16 protein-coding genes and 1 pseudogene are annotated in these 20275 nt (G+C 47.8%); 10 read left to right on the top strand and 7 right to left on the bottom strand.

The features are described from left to right. Nucleotides 1–463: pseudogene (locus tag HRU42_RS17000) on the bottom strand (nucleotide pyrophosphatase); the annotation flags it as partial. 195 nt (nt 464–658) lie between these two features. Here HRU42_RS17000 and HRU42_RS16995 point away from each other — a divergent pair. Beyond that, entirely contained in the window at nt 659–2536 is a 1878-nt protein-coding gene (locus HRU42_RS16995; protein WP_295032737.1) for an alkaline phosphatase D family protein, read from the top strand. An 8-nt stretch (nt 2537–2544) separates the two neighbouring features. Here HRU42_RS16995 and HRU42_RS16990 read toward each other — a convergent pair whose 3' ends face one another. The 3 genes from HRU42_RS16990 to HRU42_RS16980 form a co-directional block, all read right to left on the bottom strand. Next, a complete protein-coding gene (locus HRU42_RS16990) occupies nt 2545–3003 on the bottom strand; it encodes a hypothetical protein (RefSeq protein WP_295032735.1) in 459 nt (152 codons plus the stop codon). A 246-nt stretch (nt 3004–3249) separates the two neighbouring features. Continuing rightward, entirely contained in the window at nt 3250–4176 is a 927-nt protein-coding gene (locus tag HRU42_RS16985; protein ID WP_295032734.1) for a pseudouridine synthase, read from the bottom strand. Between the two features lie 1133 nt (nt 4177–5309). After that, the gene (locus HRU42_RS16980; RefSeq protein WP_295032732.1) at nt 5310–5885 is read right to left on the bottom strand and encodes an LON peptidase substrate-binding domain-containing protein; all 576 of its coding nucleotides are present in this window, start codon (nt 5883–5885) and stop codon (nt 5310–5312) included. A 222-nt stretch (nt 5886–6107) separates the two neighbouring features. Here HRU42_RS16980 and HRU42_RS16975 point away from each other — a divergent pair, with 222 nt between their 5' ends. From HRU42_RS16975 to HRU42_RS16935, 9 genes are all read left to right on the top strand, one after another. Further along, nucleotides 6108–6563 (top strand): hypothetical protein, encoded by a 456-nt coding sequence (locus HRU42_RS16975; protein WP_295032730.1) that lies wholly within the window; start codon nt 6108–6110, stop codon nt 6561–6563. 255 nt (nt 6564–6818) lie between these two features. After that, entirely contained in the window at nt 6819–8972 is a 2154-nt protein-coding gene (locus HRU42_RS16970) for an FAD-dependent oxidoreductase (protein WP_295032728.1), read from the top strand. Nucleotides 8973–9056: 84 nt separating this feature from the next. Beyond that, nucleotides 9057–10376 carry an ABC transporter substrate-binding protein gene (locus HRU42_RS16965; protein WP_295032726.1) on the top strand — a complete coding sequence of 440 codons (1320 nt, stop codon included), beginning with the start codon at nt 9057–9059 and terminating at the stop codon, nt 10374–10376. Then, nucleotides 10373–12085: an ABC transporter permease gene (locus tag HRU42_RS16960; protein ID WP_295032725.1), complete on the top strand. Its 1713-nt coding sequence runs from the start codon at nt 10373–10375 to the stop codon at nt 12083–12085. The genes HRU42_RS16965 and HRU42_RS16960 overlap by 4 nt, the downstream gene beginning before the upstream one ends. Before the next feature lies 1 nt (nt 12086). Beyond that, the gene (locus tag HRU42_RS16955; protein WP_295032723.1) at nt 12087–12770 is read left to right on the top strand and encodes an ATP-binding cassette domain-containing protein; all 684 of its coding nucleotides are present in this window, start codon (nt 12087–12089) and stop codon (nt 12768–12770) included. A gap of 42 nt (nt 12771–12812) precedes the next feature. Then, nucleotides 12813–13430: a CDP-alcohol phosphatidyltransferase family protein gene (locus HRU42_RS16950; RefSeq protein ID WP_295032721.1), complete on the top strand. Its 618-nt coding sequence runs from the start codon at nt 12813–12815 to the stop codon at nt 13428–13430. A 566-nt stretch (nt 13431–13996) separates the two neighbouring features. Then, nucleotides 13997–14806: a sterol desaturase family protein gene (locus tag HRU42_RS16945; RefSeq protein WP_295032719.1), complete on the top strand. Its 810-nt coding sequence runs from the start codon at nt 13997–13999 to the stop codon at nt 14804–14806. 229 nt (nt 14807–15035) lie between these two features. After that, nucleotides 15036–15503, top strand: coding sequence for a YhcH/YjgK/YiaL family protein (locus HRU42_RS16940; protein ID WP_295032738.1), 468 nt, complete (start codon nt 15036–15038; stop codon nt 15501–15503). A 301-nt stretch (nt 15504–15804) separates the two neighbouring features. Beyond that, nucleotides 15805–18117, top strand: a complete 2313-nt coding sequence (locus HRU42_RS16935) for an aminotransferase class V-fold PLP-dependent enzyme (protein WP_295032718.1) — start codon at nt 15805–15807, stop codon at nt 18115–18117. 235 nt (nt 18118–18352) lie between these two features. Here the strand turns inward: HRU42_RS16935 and HRU42_RS16930 are convergent, their stop codons facing one another. The 3 genes from HRU42_RS16930 to HRU42_RS16920 all read right to left on the bottom strand — a co-directional run. After that, nucleotides 18353–18499, bottom strand: coding sequence for a hypothetical protein (locus tag HRU42_RS16930; protein WP_295032740.1), 147 nt, complete (start codon nt 18497–18499; stop codon nt 18353–18355). A 26-nt stretch (nt 18500–18525) separates the two neighbouring features. Further along, a complete protein-coding gene (locus HRU42_RS16925; RefSeq protein ID WP_295032708.1) occupies nt 18526–18993 on the bottom strand; it encodes a hypothetical protein in 468 nt (155 codons plus the stop codon). A 770-nt stretch (nt 18994–19763) separates the two neighbouring features. Continuing rightward, nucleotides 19764–20275 (bottom strand): efflux RND transporter permease subunit (locus tag HRU42_RS16920; RefSeq protein WP_295032706.1); only part of this gene is annotated, 512 nt, incomplete at its 5' end.

The raw sequence follows: 20275 nt of genomic DNA, 5'->3' as shown, positions 1-20275 counted from the left end.
CTTTTGTCGGCTCTGTACCAAAATGGTAGAGACTATGCTCGAACTGTTTCAGCTGTTCTTCGTCATAGACGCTAGCCAAATGCAGCTTAAATTCATCTTCACTACTCAGGCCGGTATATCTGTCGTAAAAACTATAGAGAAAATGACCGAGAGGTATCGCATAGCTAGGGTCGCTGAGCTGAGCTATGACGCTAGCTTTGACCTTCTTATCCAGGGGAAGCGTTAAAATGTAGGCATCGAGCGACACCCCGCCAATGGTAAACAGGGCAATGTCTCGCGTCAGCTTAGTGGAATAACTCAGTGAAGAGACAATCTGATCTCTCATTATCTCACTGGCATTAAAGACACCACCTATGACGGGGGTATCACCGATATCGGCCCAAGCAGAAGGACTGAGCAGAGACAAAGAAACAAGGGCCCATTTACCTAGCCTAGGCCAATAAGATTTAGCAAAAATATCCATATACAGCTCATCACTACCAGAATCACAGAGACTACAATGATTACATACTTCATCGACAACTCAAATCCTGGTTACACTCAGCCGATGTTTTATCTTGGTGATCATTAACATTTATTCGACAATAAATATTTTGCAAATTCAGGGCTTTTGTTTAATCTGTGAGCTCATCAATCACCTCTGGGATCCATACCGAATATGCCCACTGCACTCCCCTTAGTCCTTGCTGGTCCAACACTGCGTCATTGCGACCGAGATAACTTCACCCTGTGGTTCGTCAGCTCGGCACCTATGAATGAGCTGATCTTGCATCTAGGCGAGGAGAAGTTAATTCTGGGGAACCAACAGCGTCATGAAATTCGGCTCGGTGAGCATGCCTGGCAGTATCTAATTCAGGTGAATCGAGACGAACTGCTAGCCGTAAATTCGGCCATTGGATATAGGCTTGAAGATAGCCGACATGGTGCACTGTTTGAGAATATCACCCAGCTTAACTATGGGGATAAGGTTGCGCCTGAGTTTGTTATCAAGCCTGAGATAGAGAACATGCTGCACGGTTCCTGCCGTAACCCCCATCATCATAGCGGTGATGCCTTAGTCGCTGCCGATACCAGGCTGAGCCAAGATCTCAGGGTTGAGGCCAGGCCATCGCTCTTGATGCTTAGCGGCGATCAGGTTTATGTCGATGATATCGCCGGCCCCATGCTCTATGCCATAGGCCAAGTGATTCAGCTATTAGGATTGCCCCAAGAGCAGTTCTCCGGTGCCAGCCTCAGCGACAGCTCCGCTATCAGTTATCTGCCGGCAGCCCTGTATCGGCGACACAAAAACCTGTTGCCAAAGACCCAATATCAGGCAAAAACAGCCCTGAGGCGCTGGTATATCAACCATCCAATCTTCACCTCATCGTTAGCCGAGAATCATCTGGTTTCTCTGGGTGAGATCATGGCGCTGTATTTACTGACCTGGTCTCCTGAGCTTTGGCAGCAAATAGAGATCCCTAAAGAGGTCGAGGGTCTATCTGCTGTCAATACGCTTCGCTGGGAAAAAGAGTGGCTGCATCTACTGGAATTTAAGGCCGGACTGCATCAGGTCAGGCGCTTAATGGCGCACCTGCCGACCTATATGATCTTCGATGATCACGACGTGACCGATGATTGGAATCTCACCGCCAAGTGGGAGAAAGCCGCCTACGGTCACCCCTTCTCTAGACGCATCCTAGGTAACGCACTTATCGGCTATACCCTATTTCAGGGATTAGGTAATGCACCGCACAAATTTACTACTGAGATAGTCCCGCTAATCGATGATTTTTTCTCTCAACCCGATACCGCCAAGCAAGATCTATTGATCCATGCGCTGCTCAAGTTTGAACACTGGCATTACAGCTTAAATACTTCACCAAAAATCGTGGTGTTAGACACACGGACCCATCGCTGGCGCAGTGAATCAAATCTGGCAAAGCCTTCGGGATTAATGGACTGGGAAGCCTTGATGGAGTTCCAGCATGACTTGCTTGGTCAACGCAATGTCATCATAGTCTCGGCGGCGCCCATGTTCGGGGTAAAGCTCATAGAAACGATACAGCGTACGGCGACTATGCTGGGTGGCTCTTTACTGGTCGATGCCGAAAGCTGGATGGCTCATCCGGGGACAGCCAACACACTATTGAGTATTTTCCTGCACAGGAAAACGCCAGAGCAATTCGTCATCTTGTCTGGTGATGTGCATTATTCCTTTGCCTATGACATCCGCATTCGCTTCAGAAAGACCGGCCCTCAAATTTACCAGATCACCTGTAGCGGCTTAAAGAATCAGTTCCCAGAGAAGTTAATCCCTATCTTCGACAAGCTCAATGGCTGGCTATATGGCCACTTCTCACCCCTTAACTTTTTGACTAAACGTAAGCGCATGTCTATTCGTGGCCGGCGCCCCAATGGCGAACGCAGTAAACGCTTGATGAATCGCAGTGGCATAGGCTTACTCAGCTTAGCTAGGAATGGCGCGCCGACTCAGATAGCCGTGCTGCATGCCGACATGAGTGAGACCCATTTTGACGCACCAAAGAAAGACTAGCTATCGGCTTATTTAACGGGAGCCTGAGGCTGCATGCTCACAGGTGCAGAGACTGGCCGCTCGGTGCCAGGTCTTGGGTGATGGGCATAGTCAGGATTAGCATTGGGTGCCAAACTCGGAGCTCGGCTTGCGTTCGGAGCTTGACGTGGAGGATGGCTAGGGTCATTAACTGATGAAGGTTTAGCATCAGGACTAGCCACCAAATCTGTCGCTGCGGAGCCGCTCGCTGTCTCAGATGCTGATTGCGGCGCCATTGAAGTTTGAGTCACAACTTGCGGCGCACTCATAGAAACAGGCGCTACTGGATTAGCAGATGTTTGTGCTTGTTGTGTAACAGGAGCAGTGGCCACTACCAGAGGGGAAATAGTCTCGACTGATTCAGGCTCAGAGTTCAAACCTTGGTAGCCTATTGCAGCCACAACAGCCGCTGCGACTAGTGTGATAGAGATCAGGGTCGATTTAGTCATTATTGTTATCCTTCTATTTAAAGCTCGCCTTGCACTAAACAAGAGTGACAAGCGAGGCTATTATACCAATTCCATTAAATTTATGATCAATTCAGAGCTCTCCTAGTGCGGCTAAGTATTAATCTATGATGTTCATAGGCTGTATGCCGATGGCAACCGCTATCCAGTCATCTTTGCAATAACCCCAGCATAGAGTCAATCCACAACAAAAACAAGTTTAGGATACTTTATACAATACTAATATTGCTAGATTAGAAATGAGTCTAAGCCTTCACATTCTATATCCAAGGCGATGCCAGTCACAGGATCATTAAACTTCAAACGCTTAGCCACTAGTTTTAAGGGACGAGCATAGTCATCGTCTGTTTTCGGCTGTAACTGGGGATAACACCTATCGTTGATAATCGGCATACCTAAGCTTTGCATATGCACTCTTAGCTGATGGGTACGCCCGGTGATCGGCGACAATGTAAACAGGCCATAGCCTCCCCTGACATAGATCAAACAGATCTCGGAGTGGGTATTTGGCTGGCCCTCGACCACTTTCATGGTAAAACTAGGCTCGCCTTTCACCATGCGATTTTTCACCGTCCACTGGAGAGGAAGTGCTAGTTCGCCGGCTTGATGACTCGCCAACAGCTCGGGAGTTAATTTAGCTAACGCTTGGTATTCTTTGGTTATTTGATGGTTTTTAAACAGGTCGTGATACTGAGTACGCGCCTCGGGATTGAGGATCATAAGCACTATGCCAGCCGTAGCCCTGTCTAGTCTGTGGGCTGGCACTATTGTATCTATGCCGGTTTTAATCCGTAATCGATTAACTAGGCACTCATTGACGAAATTACCACTGGGGTGCAGCGCCAGAAAGTGAGGCTTAAAGGCTAATATGATGTTCTCATCCCGATAGAGAATCTTCTCTTCGAAGGGCACCTTAGTCTCGGATTTTACTTCACGGTAATAATAGACCCGCGCCCTGGGCTTGAAAGCCGTGTCGAGCTCAATGAGAGAGCCATCTTGCCAATGCACCTTGCCGTCAGTAATACGCTCTCGCCAAACATCGCTGCCAACCTGTTCGAAACGTTCGATCAGAAAACTCAATACGGTCGGTTTATCGGTCACATTTTCAGGCAGCACCACATAAGAGGCTTGAGAGGCACGAACGGATGAAGGCATGTTAACTCTAACTGTATCGGACAAAAGACAGGGTATTTTAACAGAAAAAATGCTGCTAGAACGGGCTGCGCCCTACAGAACGCGGCAAAGCCGCTGCCAGGACGTGACTTCGTCACTAGAGAACGGCTGAAAAGCGCCTCACAGAACGCGGCAAAGCCGCTGCTAGAACGTGACTTCGTCACTGCGAGAGCGGGCTGCGCCCTGCTAGAACGGGCTGCGCCCTACAGAACGCGGCAAGCCGCTGCTAGAACGGGCTGCGCCCTACAGAACGCGGCAAAGCCGCTGCTAGAACGGGCTGCGCCCTGCTAGAACGCGGCAAAGCCGCTGCTAGAACGGGCTGCGCCCTACAGAACGCAGCAAAGCTGCTGCTAGAACGGGCTGCGCCCTACAGAACGCGGCAAAGCCGCTGCTAGAACGGGCTGCGCCCTACAGAACGCAGCAAAGCCGCTGCTAGGAACGGGCTGCGCCCTACAGAACGCGGCAAAGCCGCTGCTAGAACGGGCTGCGCCCTACAGAACGCGGCAAGCCGCTGCTAGAGCGGGCTGCGCCCTACAGAACGCAGCAAAGCCGCTGCTAGAACGTGACTTCGTCACTGCGAGAGCGCAGCAAGCCGCTGCTATAAAAATCTTTAGATCTTGTCTCGTAGCCAACTTGTTGGCGTCCTAGCAGTGAGCCTGCGAACGCTCTAGCAGCGAAGCGCCCTAGCAGCCAACTTGTTGGCGTTCTCTGAGTGAGCCCGCGAACGTTCCGTAGCCAACTCGTTGGCGTCCTAGAAGTGAGTTTACGAACGCTCTAGCAGCGCAGCGCCCTAGCAGCCAACTTGTTGGCGTCCTCTGAGTGAGCCCGCGAACGTTCCGTAGCCAACTCGTTGGCGTCCTAGCAGTGAGCCTGCGAACGCTCTAGCAGCGAAGCGCCCTAGCAGCCAACTTGTTGGCGTCCTCTGAGTGAGCCCGCGAACGTTCCGTAGCCAACTCGTTGGCGTCCTAGAAGTGAGTTTACGAACGCTCTAGCAGCGAAGCGCCCTAGCAGCCAACTTGTTGGCGTTCTCTGAGTGAGCCCGCGAACGTTCCGTAGCCAACTCGTTGGCGTTCTCTGAGTGAGCCCGCGAACGCCCTAGAAGCGGAGCGCAGCGTTCAGTCCGCATGTGACTTGATCAACTCGAGCACGAAGTTCATGGTCTTGTGGCAATCGGGTTGATTCATCAATACTTGCTTATCCTTGCTATACAGGGGAAGTACCTCGAGCCAACGTTGGCTGACCCAGGTCGCATCATCGAGATGTAGATTGGAATAGAGGCCAAATAGATCTGGGTTCACTTCATAAAACTGCTCTAATGCCGCACTGATCAATTCAAACTCTCCCCTTATTGGCTCTTCACACCAATTAATACAAGGCAAGGTTTTACAGATCCACACAGCGTCCTTGTTCTGCGCCGCCGATAACACCTTCACTCTCTGCTTACCTTCTAAAACTATGCCTAATGAGTCGTCATCGAGCAGGTTGAAATCGATGATCTCACACTGAGTGGCATTGGGGTAACAGGGAGGCCTGCCATTAGGTAGAAGCATGCCGAAAGCTAGAGGGTACTTACCTTTAAGCACATCCGCAATCACAGTTAAATATGCAGGGCCCACAATCCTAATTTCGAGTCTGCCATCGGGCAGCAACACGGCATCTCGCGTGATTAAGGCCATCTCCTGTGTTCGCATAGTCACCTCCCACCCACGGCTAGCTAACCGACAAAAAGCGTTGCCTCTCGTGAATTTACAAACTGCCAAGGCAATATTCCTAAAGTGTAGCAGTTGCAATAGAAATTAACTGGATAGAAGAAGCTAATAGAAAGACATATTATTTAACAAAAGTTAACTGTTTAAAATAGGGAGGATACTATAGCCTGCAGGATTGGAAACTCTTGATAAGGAATATCAAAGATGGAAGATACCCAGATCCGCCCCTTCAAACCCCTATGCATGATCATAGGCATTGTCTCAACGGCCTACATATTATTTATTATTAAGGTGAGCTCTTTCGACTCTGGCTGGGATCTGATCGTGCCGCTACTGTTTATCTGCACCTGCATCAGCTGGATATATTTTATCTGGCAACAAAGGATACAGTTTACTGCTAACTCAGTTGAATTTATTAATCTTTCTATAGAGAGCGATTGGGGGATAGCAAAAAAATTGTCAGTCAAATATGATGAGATTAACTCGGTACGCTTGCTCGGTGACCAGCTATTTATCCACGCCAGCAAGGGCAAGATCAGTTTTCCACTAAAACCTAAGTCAAAAACAACGAAACTGCTGAAGGCGGCGTTCGAGAAACGAGACATCCCGTTCGAGATAAAATCTAGCCTAGTACCCGATAGCGTTTCACGCCGGCTCTGACGAGTTAGCGCCCTATATATCCTCTTAGACGCGCCTCGCGGCAATAACCGATGAGCTCTCTACTGCTAAATAGACACAAGACTTGTGAAATATATGTTCTAATACTCAGTTCTATACTTATTATGTTAACAACAGAAATATTATACCAGCCAATTATGTCTCCCATTAGTCGCCTCCAACGCTGTCATTGTTCGCCCTGGTCATCGGCATACTCTTTTACTCAAGATTATCATACTCATTTTAAGGCTAGACTCGATGTTTAAAAAAATCGCGCTGTTATTGATTGTCGCCTTATTCATGGGCTTATTTTTTCAATATGACTTACATGAATTGCTGACATTAGACGGCTTAAAAGCGTCAATGAATGAATTCAGCCAATGGCGTGAACAAGATCCTGTGCTGGTCATAGGTGGATTCTTTCTCTTGTATGTGATGGTCACGGCGTTATCACTGCCGGGAGCGGCAATATTAACCCTCGCCGCTGGTGCACTATTTGGCGTCGCTGAAGGATTAATTATTGCCTCATTTGCCTCAAGCATAGGGGCATTACTGGCCTTTTTAGTGTCGCGTTATTTGCTGCGCGACTCGATTAAGCGACGCTTTCCTGAACGCTTAACGGCTATCGATGCCGGCATCCAAAAAGAAGGTGGGTTTTATTTATTCACCTTACGTTTAGTGCCTATTTTTCCCTTCTTTTTAATTAACTTATTGATGGGGGTGACCGCATTTAAATCGTGGACTTTTTATTGGGTTAGCCAGCTGGGCATGTTTGCCGGCACCCTGGTATATGTCAACGCCGGGACCCAGTTAGCTCAAATCGACAGCGTATCGGCTATCTTCTCTTTCCAGCTAATGGCCTCTTTCGCGCTGTTAGGGCTCTTGCCTCTTATTGCCAACGCCTTTATTAACATGATTAAAAAACGCCGCGTGTATCGCCACTGGCGTAAGCCGGCTAAATTTGATCGCAACATGATAGTGATAGGTGCCGGGGCAGGCGGTTTGGTCACCAGCTATATTGCAGCCGCAGTAAAGGCTAAAGTGACCCTGATTGAGGCGGGTGAAATGGGCGGTGATTGCTTAAACTACGGCTGTGTGCCAAGCAAGGCCCTGATTAAGAGTGCAAAACTTGCCGAACAGATCAGGCATGGTCATCATTATGGGTTAACCAGCACAGAGCCGAGTTTTTTGTTTAAAGACGTCATGGCTAGAGTGCAGCGAGTCGTCGCTGACATTGCCCCACATGATAGCGTTGAGCGCTACACCGACTTAGGTGTCGAAGTGTTAAAAGGCTATGGAAAATTAGTGGACCCATGGACAGTGGAGATAACCTATCCCGATGGCAGCGTCAGTCAATTAACCGCCCGCAGTATTGTGATTGCCACTGGCGCTCGCCCATTGGTGCCCCCCTTACCAGGCATAGAAGCAACCGGCTATGTCACCAGTGATACCCTGTGGAGCACATTTGCTCAGTTAGACACGGCCCCACCAAGGTTAGTGGTGCTTGGCGGAGGACCTATTGGTTCTGAATTAGCCCAAAGTTTTGCTCGCCTAGGCTCCCAAGTGACCCAGATAGAAATGGCTAGTCGCATCCTGTTCCGGGAAGATGTTGACGTGTCTGAATTGGCAACTCGAGCACTGCAAAAAAGTGGCGTCAACATATTAACCTCACATCAAGCACTGCGCTGCGAGTGGCGTGATGGTAAAAAATTCCTCATTGTTAAGCACCAAGAGCAAGAAAAAGCTATCGAGTACGATCAACTATTGTGTGCCGTAGGCCGCAGTGCGCGCTTAACCGGTTATGGTTTAGAAGCTCTCGGCATTGAAACCAAGCGCACCATAGTGACCGATGAATACTTAGCAACCTTGTATCCTAATATATACGCGGCCGGTGACATTGTTGGGCCGTTTCAATTTACCCATGTTGCGGCCCATCAAGCCTGGTACGCAGCGGTGAATGCCCTATTTGGTCATGTGAAAAAGTTTAAGGTCGATTACCGCGTGATCCCCTGGACCACCTTTATCGATCCAGAAGTGGCGCGTGTTGGCATCAACGAATATGAAGCAAAACAACAAGGCCTAGATTACGAAGTCACCCGTTTTGACTTTGCTGAGCTAGATCGCGCCATTACCGACAGCGCCACCGACGGTTTCATTAAAGTCATCACCCCTAGGGGTAAAGACAAGATATTAGGTGTGACCGTGATCTCTGAACATGCGGGGGACATCATTGCCGAATTTGTCTTAGCAATGAAGCATGGACTGGGGTTAAATAAAATTTTGGCGACCATTCACAGTTATCCAACTTGGGCCGAAGGCAACAAATACGCCGCGGGAGAATGGAAACGCAACCATGCCCCTACTAAGCTGCTCACTTGGTTAGAAAAATATCATGGCTGGCGTCGCGGTTAATCAGGGCGAAATAATGAATACTAGCAGCAGCTACGGCCAAGTACACAATAGAGATAGGATGGTTAAATGACTAGGGGCCACTTAATGCCGCTCATTCATATCGCGAGCATACCGCTACGCCGTAGAGCCGCACACTCTCGCTTGCTGGCTGTCCTAGTTTGCGGCTATTTTTTCACTGGCGTGAGTCTTGCTGCTCCCTCCCCCGATACGACATGGATAGACATAGAGTCCCGGGGGCTAGATCAGGAGGTTTATTTTCATGCCTGGGGAGGAAACCCACAAATTAACCAATATATTCAGTGGATTGCTAAGCGAGTAAACCAGGAATACCGCATTGATTTGCATCAAGTCAAGCTGACCAACACAGGGGAAGCCGTCAGCCGAGTATTGACCGAAAAGTCCGCTGGCAATCATGATAATGGTCAAGTGGATATGGTGTGGATTAACGGCGAAAATTTTGCGTCTATGGCAGAGCATCACTTGCTAACCCCCAACTGGGTTAGCAAGTTGCCCCATTTTAAATTAACCAATCCAGATCATAATCCAGCGATGACTCGCGACTTTGGCGTGCCCACCCAGGGGATGGAAGCGCCGTGGGGACAAGCCTCACTCGCCTTTTATTACGACAGCATGGCAACCGATCTCCCACCTCAGACATTGCCACAATTACTCCATTGGAGTCAGGTTAACCCAGGACGGTTTACCTACCCTAAACCGCCCGACTTTTTAGCCATGAGCTTTTTAAAATACGCCCTCATTGTCTTAAATGACGCGCAACCGGACTCGATAAAGCAACGGCTTTATCGACCCGCATCACCACAAGCCGAAGCCGCATTGTTGCCGGTATTGTGGCAGTTTTTAGATAGGTTACATCCCAATCTTTGGCGTAAGGGTCAGCACTTTGTATCGAGCGGTATGGCGCTGCCCCGCCTCGTTGGCGACGGCGAATTAAGCCTAGCGTTCACCTTCTCTGCGGCCGAAGTCCCTGCTGCGATAGGTCGTTTCGATCTCCCGAGCAGCGCCCGCAGTTACAAGATGCAAGATGGCAGTTTAAGCAACATTCATTTCATTGCCATCCCCTATAACGCAGCCCATAGTGACAGTGCAAAGCTGGTGATCAATTTTTTACTCAGCCCTGAGGCCCAGGCCAAAAAACAACAAATTGAGGTATGGGGTGACAGCACGGTATTGGACTTCTCACTATTAACCCCACAGCAACAGGCGTTATTCGACACCACAACCCTGGGCCAAGATCATCCCGACAGGATTGACGACTCATCCCCAACAGCAACGCCGTCAATCATGACGCATTATTCTGCTAGTCCAGCCTTAAGCGAGCCTCATCCAAGCTGGACTCACGTCATCGCTCAGCAATGGCTTAGCCGTTACGGTGCACAACAATGATCCTTGCCAATAGCCTCTTTACCCGCCTAGTCCGACTTAGCCCTAATATCATGATGACAATAATCGCGGTGCCCATCTTGGGCGGACTTTTAGGCGTGATGTTACCCGCTATGGGCTGGCTCCCCGCATTAGAGACGAGCGAGTTCGGCTGGCACGGATTTAAGCAGCTATTTGACACTCCAGGGATCATGAGCATGGTAATGCTCAGTTTTACCACCAGTTTAATCAGTACCTTGCTGGCATTTATGCTGACGGTATTGATTCTAGCCAGCTATTTTTCTAGCCCCTGGTTAACACGGATCCAACGGCTATTAGGGCCCATTTTAGTGATCCCCCATGCAGCAGCGGCTATCGCAATCAGCTTTTTAATCGCGCCATCAGGCATGCTATCCCGGCTAATGTCGCCCTGGCTGAGTGGATGGAATAGTCCTCCTGACTGGTTATACCCCCATGACGCAATGGGGCTCAGTATCATCATAGGCTTAACGATTAAAGAGCTGCCTTTTTTGCTGTTAATGGCCCTCGGAGTATTAGCCCAACCAGGAATAGGTAATAGCTTACGAGCCCAACATAGAGTGGCTCTCAGCCTAGGTTATAGCCCAATGACAGCCTTTGCGAAAGTTGTCTTTCCCAGGCTTTACCCTTATCTACGCTTACCGATTTTAGCGGTATTGGCTTATTCTAGTGCCTGCGTTGAAATACCATTAATTTTAGGCCCTAATACCCCACCGACTCTGGCCGTTGCCATCATGCAATGGTTTAATGATGTTGATTTAAGCCTGCGTATTAAGGCCTCTGCCGGGGCACTACTACAAATACTGATCACCTTGGCGTTGCTCGCTATTTGGTGGTTGTCTGAGCGTCTGGTCAAACGATTCAGCGTCAATGCCTTGACCAATGGCAAACGCGAATATGCCGACCCACTATGGCAGCGAATGACCCAGCTGCTCACCTTGCTCTTGCTCTGTGTGATTGGGTTATCATTATTTGGCATGCTAGTCTGGTCGGTGGCTGGTTTTTGGCGCTTCCCAGCGGCACTCCCTCAGCAATGGGTTAGCATGCATTGGCAATCGGCGTTAGTTCAGATGCACACCCCCTTGATGAATACCCTGCTGATTGGCGCCTGCAGCACGTTTTTAGCAGTGGTACTCACCCTCTTAGTGCTTGAGGCCGAACAGCAGCGTGGCAAAAAGCTAGCTTCACTTAGCAGCGTGATTATTTACTTACCCTTGCTCATACCCAGTATTACCTTCTTATTCGGTCTAGTGTGGCTACAGGAACAGATGCACAGCCGAAATGCATTCATCAATGTGGTACTAGCACACCTATTATTTGTATTACCCTATGTGTTTCTATCACTTGCCTCCAGTTATCGCCGCTTAGATCCACGCTATAGCACTGTCGCGGCGAGCCTTGGGGCGACACCCGCAAAAATATTTTTCCAAATCAAATTACCCATGCTACTAGCCCCTATTTTGATCGCCATCGCACTGGGTTTAGCCATTAGTTTTAGCCAATACTTACCCACCTTATTAGCCAGTGGTGGCAGAATAAATACCATTACCACCGAAGCCGTTGCGTTAGCGAATGGGGCCAGCCGCCGGATCAGTGCTGTCTACGCCTTGATGCAAATGTTCTTGCCAGCCATGGCTTTCCTCTTGGCTTGGTTCATCCCTAACATTATTTTTCGACGCCGCTATAGGGGCTAACATGCCATTAAAGTCAACAAACTCCCCATACAATAATGGGCATTTATCCACCTCGTCACCTGGTTCATTACAAATACAACAGCTGGTGTTGAGTCGTCAAGGCACCCCCTTACTGTCACTCGATGAAACCATAAAGGGCGGCGAAGTGCTGACCATTATGGGGCCATCTGGCAGCGGTAAGTCGACCTTATTAAACTGGTTAGCCGGCATGTTGCCACTGGGTTTTACCGCTACTGGTCAGCTGTATTTAAATACCATCAAGATAACCGACGCCCCTAGCCACATGCGCCATATCGGTTTATTATATCAAGACCCATTGCTGTTCCCCCATCTATCGGTTGCAGGTAATATCGCCTTCGCCATGCCTAAAGGCGATCCAAAAAAAAGACGCCATGACATCAGCCAGGCATTATCTCAGTTGGGAATGAGGGGAATGGAACTTCGCAGGCCGCAAAGTTTATCGGGCGGGCAGCAAGCCCGGGTGGCATTATTGCGGGTATTATTGAGTCAACCCCAAGCCGTTTTACTCGACGAGCCTTTTAGTAAACTCGACAGTCAACTGCGACAAGAAACTCGTCAACTCGTGTTTGACCTCATCAAGCGTCACCAATTACCTGCGATCATGGTCACCCATGACGAAACCGATGCTAATGCCGCACAAGGGAAAGTGATCACTTTAGCCTGATCCCTAGCCGTTCAACATACGTCGTAAAAATAGGAGCTCACCATGCTCGATAGATTTATCACTCCCATACTTGAGCGGCTATTACAGCCCTTAGTCAGGGCCTTGGATAGACGCAATATATCTCCAGATCAGATCACCCTAGTGGGTTTTGGTATTGGCATGACGGCCTTGCCATTATTGGCATTACAGCAGTGGTATGCCGCCCTGCTGGTGATCATAATTAACCGTGTTTTTGATGGACTCGACGGCGCCCTCGCCCGCTATCAGCAACAAAGCAGCTGTGCCGGTGGCTTCTTAGATATTTGTCTCGACTTCTTATTTTACGCCGCTATCCCGCTAGGATTTGCCCTCGCTAATCCCATTGACAATGCCTTAGCCGCAGCGACCTTGTTAGCCGTATTTATGGGTACAGGTGCAAGCTTCTTAGCCTTCGCTATTCCGGCTGAGGCTCGTCATTTACCTCGGCCACAGTTTGCCAACAAGAGCTTCTACTTTTTAAATGGCTTAACTGAAGGATCTGAAACTATTGCGTTTTTTATCGCTTTTTGTATATGGCCTAGCTACTTCTCTGAGCTGGCTTACTGTTTTGCTTTTTTAGGTGCCATTACTATATTTACGCGTATTCACGGTGGCTACCACACCTTAAAAAATCACACCTGACGCTTAGTCATAGCGCTGAGACTCCCCGATGCCGATATTCACGTCAGCTGAATTACATTTACATGGTGATGTCGGAATACGGCAGCTGGTTTGAAATAGATTAATTTAAAACAATAAGTTGAATGCACTATTCAATTCTACCAACGAGGTAATTAAGAGACCGAATTAATGCTTAATCTTAGACGTAGGAACACGCTATAATCTTGTCACGATAGTATCTACCTACAAAAAATAGACCATTATTAATATATAATGAGGCCTCAATTGTATTATATTGATGGCATCTAAAAATCCTTTTAAAAGATATGTCCATGATATTTGCGTTATGGCAAAAATTGATGCAATCAGATGTTAACATGCACGCAAACCGGCATGATTAACCAATAAAAACCATCAATATTCAATCCTAAAAAGGCAAGAGACAACTTACAGCCTGCTGATTAAGGGGATGTTCCTAGAACAAAACGACTCATTAATACCTGTGCCAATATGACCAGTAACTATGGAACGTTTCCCCTGAGCATGCCAAAGAACTAACACAATCAAAAACAAGGTAAAACGTTATAATGGATAATATTTCGTCGATTCGTCTAGGCGTATTTTTAACCGTGCTAGTAGTCATGTTACTACTAGAACTTTACTTTCCTGCAAGACAGCTACCCACTGGCGCTAATGCACCTAAAAATAGCACTCGCTTATTTGGCAATGTGGGGATAGTGATCATTTCGGCTGTGACGGCAAGATTAGTGCTACCCATAGGTTTAGCGGGTATTGCCCTGTATTGTTACGAGCAAGAATGGGGCTTGTTGCACTATTTTGCCCTGCCGAATTGGGCTAGTATAGCCATCAGCTTATTGTTATTAGACATGCTTATTTATTGGCAACATAGATTGTTTCATGCGATTCCATTACTGTGGCGATTGCATAAAGTACACCATGCAGATGTGCATATCGACAGCACTACCGGGTTGCGATTTCACCCACTAGAAATGGTCCTCAGTATCGGTATTAAAGCCTTGGCAATTATTATTCTAGGCGTCCCAGCTAGCGCAGTGATCTTGTTTGAAATTATATTAAACGGCTTATCTATATTTAACCATGCTAACATTCGATTATCGCCAAGGTTGGAACGTTTAACCCGAACCGTGTTAGTGACTCAAATATTACACCGCATTCACCATAGCCAGAAAGTATCCGAGACCGACAGCAACTTTGGTTTTAGTGTTATTTGGTGGGATAGGCTATTTGGAACCTATTCTGCCAGTGCCAGTAAAACAGACCATGATCTGGATATTGGCCTGAGCCAATATCCAGATCAAAAAAACAATGCTAACTTGTTAGGCCTGCTCACACTGCCTTTTATATCCAAGAAGTAATCGCCTTGCCAGCTGAAGGATGAGTATCCTTCAGCCAACCTCACTAGATACATGCGCTTGGTGTATTTAGTAGAGTTGGCATTATGGGTCGACTATAGGTTTTATCGCCTAATAACACTCCCGTGCAGCCTTATCCTTGGGATCTAAGATTCAATTTATGACCTCACTTGTATAAAAAATCCTGAGCGCTACACTCGTGCCATCAATAGCCAACGTGCCCGAGCCCAATATGATCATCGATACCTTAAGTAACCAAGACCTTTACGCACACATCAGCCCAGGAATCACAGCGGCTTTAGCTCATCTGACCGAGACAGACTTCACCAAGCTGGATGTCGGTAACTATGAACTCGATGGCAACAACCTCTTCGTTATCATCAATGATTATGAAACCAAGCCTCGCGAGATCGAACCATTCGAAGTCCACCAGCAGTACATCGACGTGCAATATGTGGTGAGTGGTGAAGAGGAGTTCGGCTACCTGCCATTGGCAGATCAGACACCATCACGCCCCTATTTTGCCAAACATGATTATGCCGAATTCGATTATGAGAGTAATAAACATGATGCTGCCTTCATCCCGCTTAAGGCAGGCATGTTTGCCATTTTCTTCCCTCAAGACATGCATATGCCAGGTACCAGCGCGACTCCAAACAAGGTGCGCAAGGTGGTGATCAAGGTCAAGATTCAACCTTAAAACGTAAGAGTAAAGCCCTTATTTGCTCAGGACCTAGATTTCACCATGGAACTGAGCAATGACCCGATTTGATACAAAATTGTTAAACGCTTCTGCCTAGCCTAATTCCATTAACCTCAATTCCGTGTCATCCCCCCATTGGCTGCCGTGCTTCTTTCTGGCTGCTAAAAATGTGATCTTGATCATTTAAGCCAAACTGCTAATATAACCACATAGAATTACATATACCAAATAGTTATAACAAGTCTTATGTGTTGAGCTCTTGTATAACGACAAACCAAACAAGAAGACAAGTGCCCCTATGAGTCAACTAGCCCATTTAAGCCAGATCTACCTAGATGCTAACGCCACAACCCCAGTACTCCCCCAAGCGGCAGAAGCTGCAATGATAGCGATGCAAGACGTGTTTGGTAATCCAAGTAGCAGCCATATCACGGGTCTTCAAGCCAAGAACCTGATGGAGCAAACGAGGCAGAGAGCCAAGCAATTACTGGGGACCGGCGAGGGTAAACTCATCTTCACCAGTGGCGCTACCGAAGGTATTCAAACCGGTATATTGTCTGCTCTTATTCAGGCCAGAGAAAATATCGAAGCGGGAAAGCAATACTCAATTCTTTATGGTGCCACCGAGCACAAAGCCGTACCAAACTCACTGGAACATTGGAATAATATCTTAGGCCTCAATGCCGAGATAAAAGCCATTCCCGTCGACAGTTTAGGCGATCTAGACCTAGAGTTTATCGCAAGAGAAGTCCCTAACGCCCTGATGATCTGCACCATGGCCGTCAATAACGAAACCGGTGTGTATCAAGATCTCCAGCGGCTCGAACAGACGATCCGTGATCACAATGCCGATATCTTCTGGATGGTTGATTGCGTTCAGGCGCTAGGCAAGCGTCCGCTCAAGCTGAGCGAAACCAGTATCGACTACGCCCCATTTAGCGGCCACAAACTCTATGCTCCAAAAGGCATTGGCTTCCTCTATATTCGGGAGTCGGCCCCTTTCACCCCCTTTATCGCAGGTGGCGGCCAGGAGGGCGGATTACGTTCAGGCACAGAAAACCTGCCCGGTTTTGCCGCCCTCAATGTGATCTTCGAGATCTTGCTCGATCAGCACAACACCTGTTTCTCGCCACCAGAAAAACTTGAGCAATATCGGCAACAGCTGGCATCGAGTCTCATGGCGGCGTTCCCTGAGATAGTGTTTAACCACAGCTTCGACAACAGTGTCGCCACTACGATTAACTTCGCCGTGCCGGGATTTAGCAGCAAGGAGCTGATGGATCTTTTCGATGCGGCTAATATTCGTGTCAGCTCGGGCTCGGCTTGCAGCGCTAAGGTCACCCGCAGTTTCGTACTCGATGCCATGGGCTTACCCGCCTGGCAGAGTGAGTCGGCGATTCGTCTCTCTTTTGGCCCAGCCATGACTCAAACTGAGGTCGACGCCGCCTGCGACAGGATTCAACTTGCCGCCAGCGCCTTAACCCACAGCTGTCTGATGTTAGATGACTCTCAATTAAATCATGACAGAGCCCCACTCGATGGCCTGCTGCAACTCAGAGACGGCGCGAGTTGTACCTGGATCTATGCAGATCAGAAGACCAAACAGGCGCTGATTATCGATCCACTACCCGAGCTCGAGAAACGTATCAATACTCTGCTCGAATGCCAGCAACTCACGCCAATCGCCATTATCGATACCCATGGCCATGGGGATCACATCTCGGGCCGTCTTGCCTTGGCCGAGAAGCACCTCAAACACCAGCGATGTGATCACTTGGGCTGGCCGGAGACGAGTACCTGCATACTGCTTGATGGCGTAGAACTCGATATGATCAAGTTAGGTGAACTCTCGCTGGTTAAGCTCGCCTCACCGGGACATACCGATGACAGCATCAGCCTCTTGCTAGCATCTGACATCACTAAGCTAAACAGCTCGACGCGTTTCGCCTTCTGTGGCGATACAGTGCTTATGGGCAGCCTAGGTAGAAGCAATTTCGAGTCCAGTAGCTCGAGTAAAATGTTCCACAGCTTGAAGCGACTCGAACAGTTAATCGGCCCTAACACCTTACTCTGTGCCAGCCATGACTATAACAACGAGTTTACCACCAGCTTGACAGCCGAAATGACGCGTAATACGTTACTCGATGACGTGCTCAAGGGCAGAATCACCGAGAGCCAGTTTATTAGTAGAAAAACAGACTTAGACGCCAGTCTTAACGATCAAGTCGGCACCGAGATCATGTGCGGCGCCTATACGTCCGATTGTCAAAAATTGACCATCAAGGAATATGACGCCGCCAGTCTTAAATTTGAGCTGGGGCAATCAAACAAGATCAAGCTAGTGGATATCCGTGAGCCCCACGAGTATATGCTGCAACACTCCCTCGGCATGGACAGTGAGAACATAGGTAGCGCTGAGACATCGAACAGTATTAATGTACCTATGACTCGCTTAGTGCAATTTATTCATGAGCATCAGGCAGATAAAACCCGCGAGTGGGTATTGGTATGCCGCAGTGGCAGTCGCTCACTGGTGGTGGCCCAAGCCATGCAACGTCTAGGCTTTAGCAATATCGCCCACCTCAAGGGCGGTTACGCCTTGAGTAGCTAGCGGTAAGTTAAGTTAAGTTAAGTTAAGTTAAGTTAAGTTAAGTTAAGTTAAGCAACACATACAACAAGGCGAACCGATAATCGGTCCGCCTTGTGGTGATAACGGGCCCATCCAGAGATACGTAACAGCCTTTGCAAACAGGTAATCTGCTCAAAAAACAAATCACTCACCAGACCCACTGACGACGCTGTGACGCTTTTTCTTGCTGCTTGATCGCAAACATCCTCCCTCTGTTTCAATGGCTGCAAAGAGGCTTAATCGCAGCGTTTTGTGCATTAATGGCGTGACAATCGCTAAGCATTTTGATAAAACGTGTTTCGCATTCATGGCATTTATCCGTGGTTATTTTTGTTTGGCGATAGATTTGATCACCAAATGCCATGAATGTTCCCTTCTTTTTTAATTATCTTATTGTTTATTCATTATATTTTGTGGGGATTCGTCAGGCTCTGACCCCTTTATCTGCTTTATCCCGTTTCTATCGTTTAAAAGGTCCAAGTCACAATTAATAGCGTAAGGTCTAGAGCGTTCCTTTACACCTAAACTATCAATTTTAATAGCAACCACCGTATATGCTTCATTACCAGAAACACTGATATCTAGCATGAGCCGATCCGTAAACTTAACAATAAAACTACGCACTCTACCAATGTTTATTATTCTCTGGTTCAAACCTCGATAATTCATTAAGCAGGTATAGAAACCACCTAAATTTCCGGTTTCGACAAAGGTAAGCCTGCTCCTCTGTTCGTATAAATAATACCCAGTCTCTGCAGACAGTTGATTCGTCACAGGTTCGAATACTAAGTCTGGTTTTAAAACAAGCCAGATGACAAACATAAAAATACCGAATGAAACGATTTTCAGTGCATTCAAATATATTCCAAACTTCACCATAACCAGCCCTCAAATTAGATTAACACCTACCAGCTATAGACGCAGAGGGGTATTTAATAGTGAGAGCCGATGCCGGCACTCTATTACATCAGTTTTTACACCCCGTATCAAACTAATGTTCCTAGAAGGTGGATCCAGTACCGACATTGTAATAAGCATTAGGTAAGTTAAATAGAGTACGAAACAATAAATCAGGCCAGCCATCATTAAAATAAGATAAATAAATCAGGCCAGCCATCATTAAAATAAGATGTACCCTCTCTCAAACTTCAATGATGCTACCTGACAATCTATACAAATAAATCAGGCCAGCCATCATTAAAATAAGATGTACCCTCTCTCAAACTTCAATGATGCTACCTGACAATCTATACAGTAACAAATTGATTTAATAACCTTTACACCCTACCTCTATGTGATTTACCCGCCTTGAGTAAAAATGTAGTAAGTGGACACCCATAATTTTTATGTCGATTGACTATTAGTAAAAGACGGGTCAGGTTCTGGATATCACTTTTTCATTAACAGATTTACCTTAATCTCTGCAAAAAATCGCAGCGTCCTGCTGCGGGTACTACATCGACTTGTTTGCATGGAGGGGGAGAGGCATTGAACATGATCAGCTTAAGCAGTGCAGGAGTCATACACTCAGTTTTACTGAAGTAGGTAGGTAAGCTAGGCCAATATGAGATGCGACGCCAGACTCACGCGACGCACCTCGTTTAAGCTTCCAGCTCATACAAGAATCGCTAGCGTTCCTCGCTTCGATATATCCAGCGATACAAAGTCGGCAACACCAGTAGCGTTAGTGCCGTGGAGCTAAACAAGCCACCGATAATCACCACAGCCAGGGGCTGCTGTATTTCACTGCCTACCCCGGTTGAGATCAAGATAGGAATAAGGCCGAGTGCCGAGGTCAATGCCGTCATCAATACCGGACGCAAGCGCCCTACCGTGCCTTCATATACTGATTCATAGAGGCTTTCTCCTTGACCCAGAGTACCGCTAGCTTCTCGCAATGCCTGGCTTTTATGGTCAAGCTGTCGCCGCTTATTAATCGAGTCCACCAGCACCACGCCGTTAAGCACGGCGACACCGAATAAGGTGATAAAGCCGATGGAGCTAGGAACCGACAGGTAAGTTCCGCTGATAAACAGGGCGACCACCCCCCCGATCAAGGCGAGTGGCACGTTCGCCATGATGAGGGCGACCTGCTTGAGGGAGCCAAATGAGAAGAAGAGTAGCAGGGCAATCAGGCCGA

This window comes from Shewanella sp. (assembly GCF_013214165.1).
Lineage (GTDB): Bacteria > Pseudomonadota > Gammaproteobacteria > Enterobacterales > Shewanellaceae > Shewanella.
The sequence above is the reverse complement of the archived record's forward strand: the minus strand, read 5'-3'. Positions and strand labels throughout refer to the sequence as shown.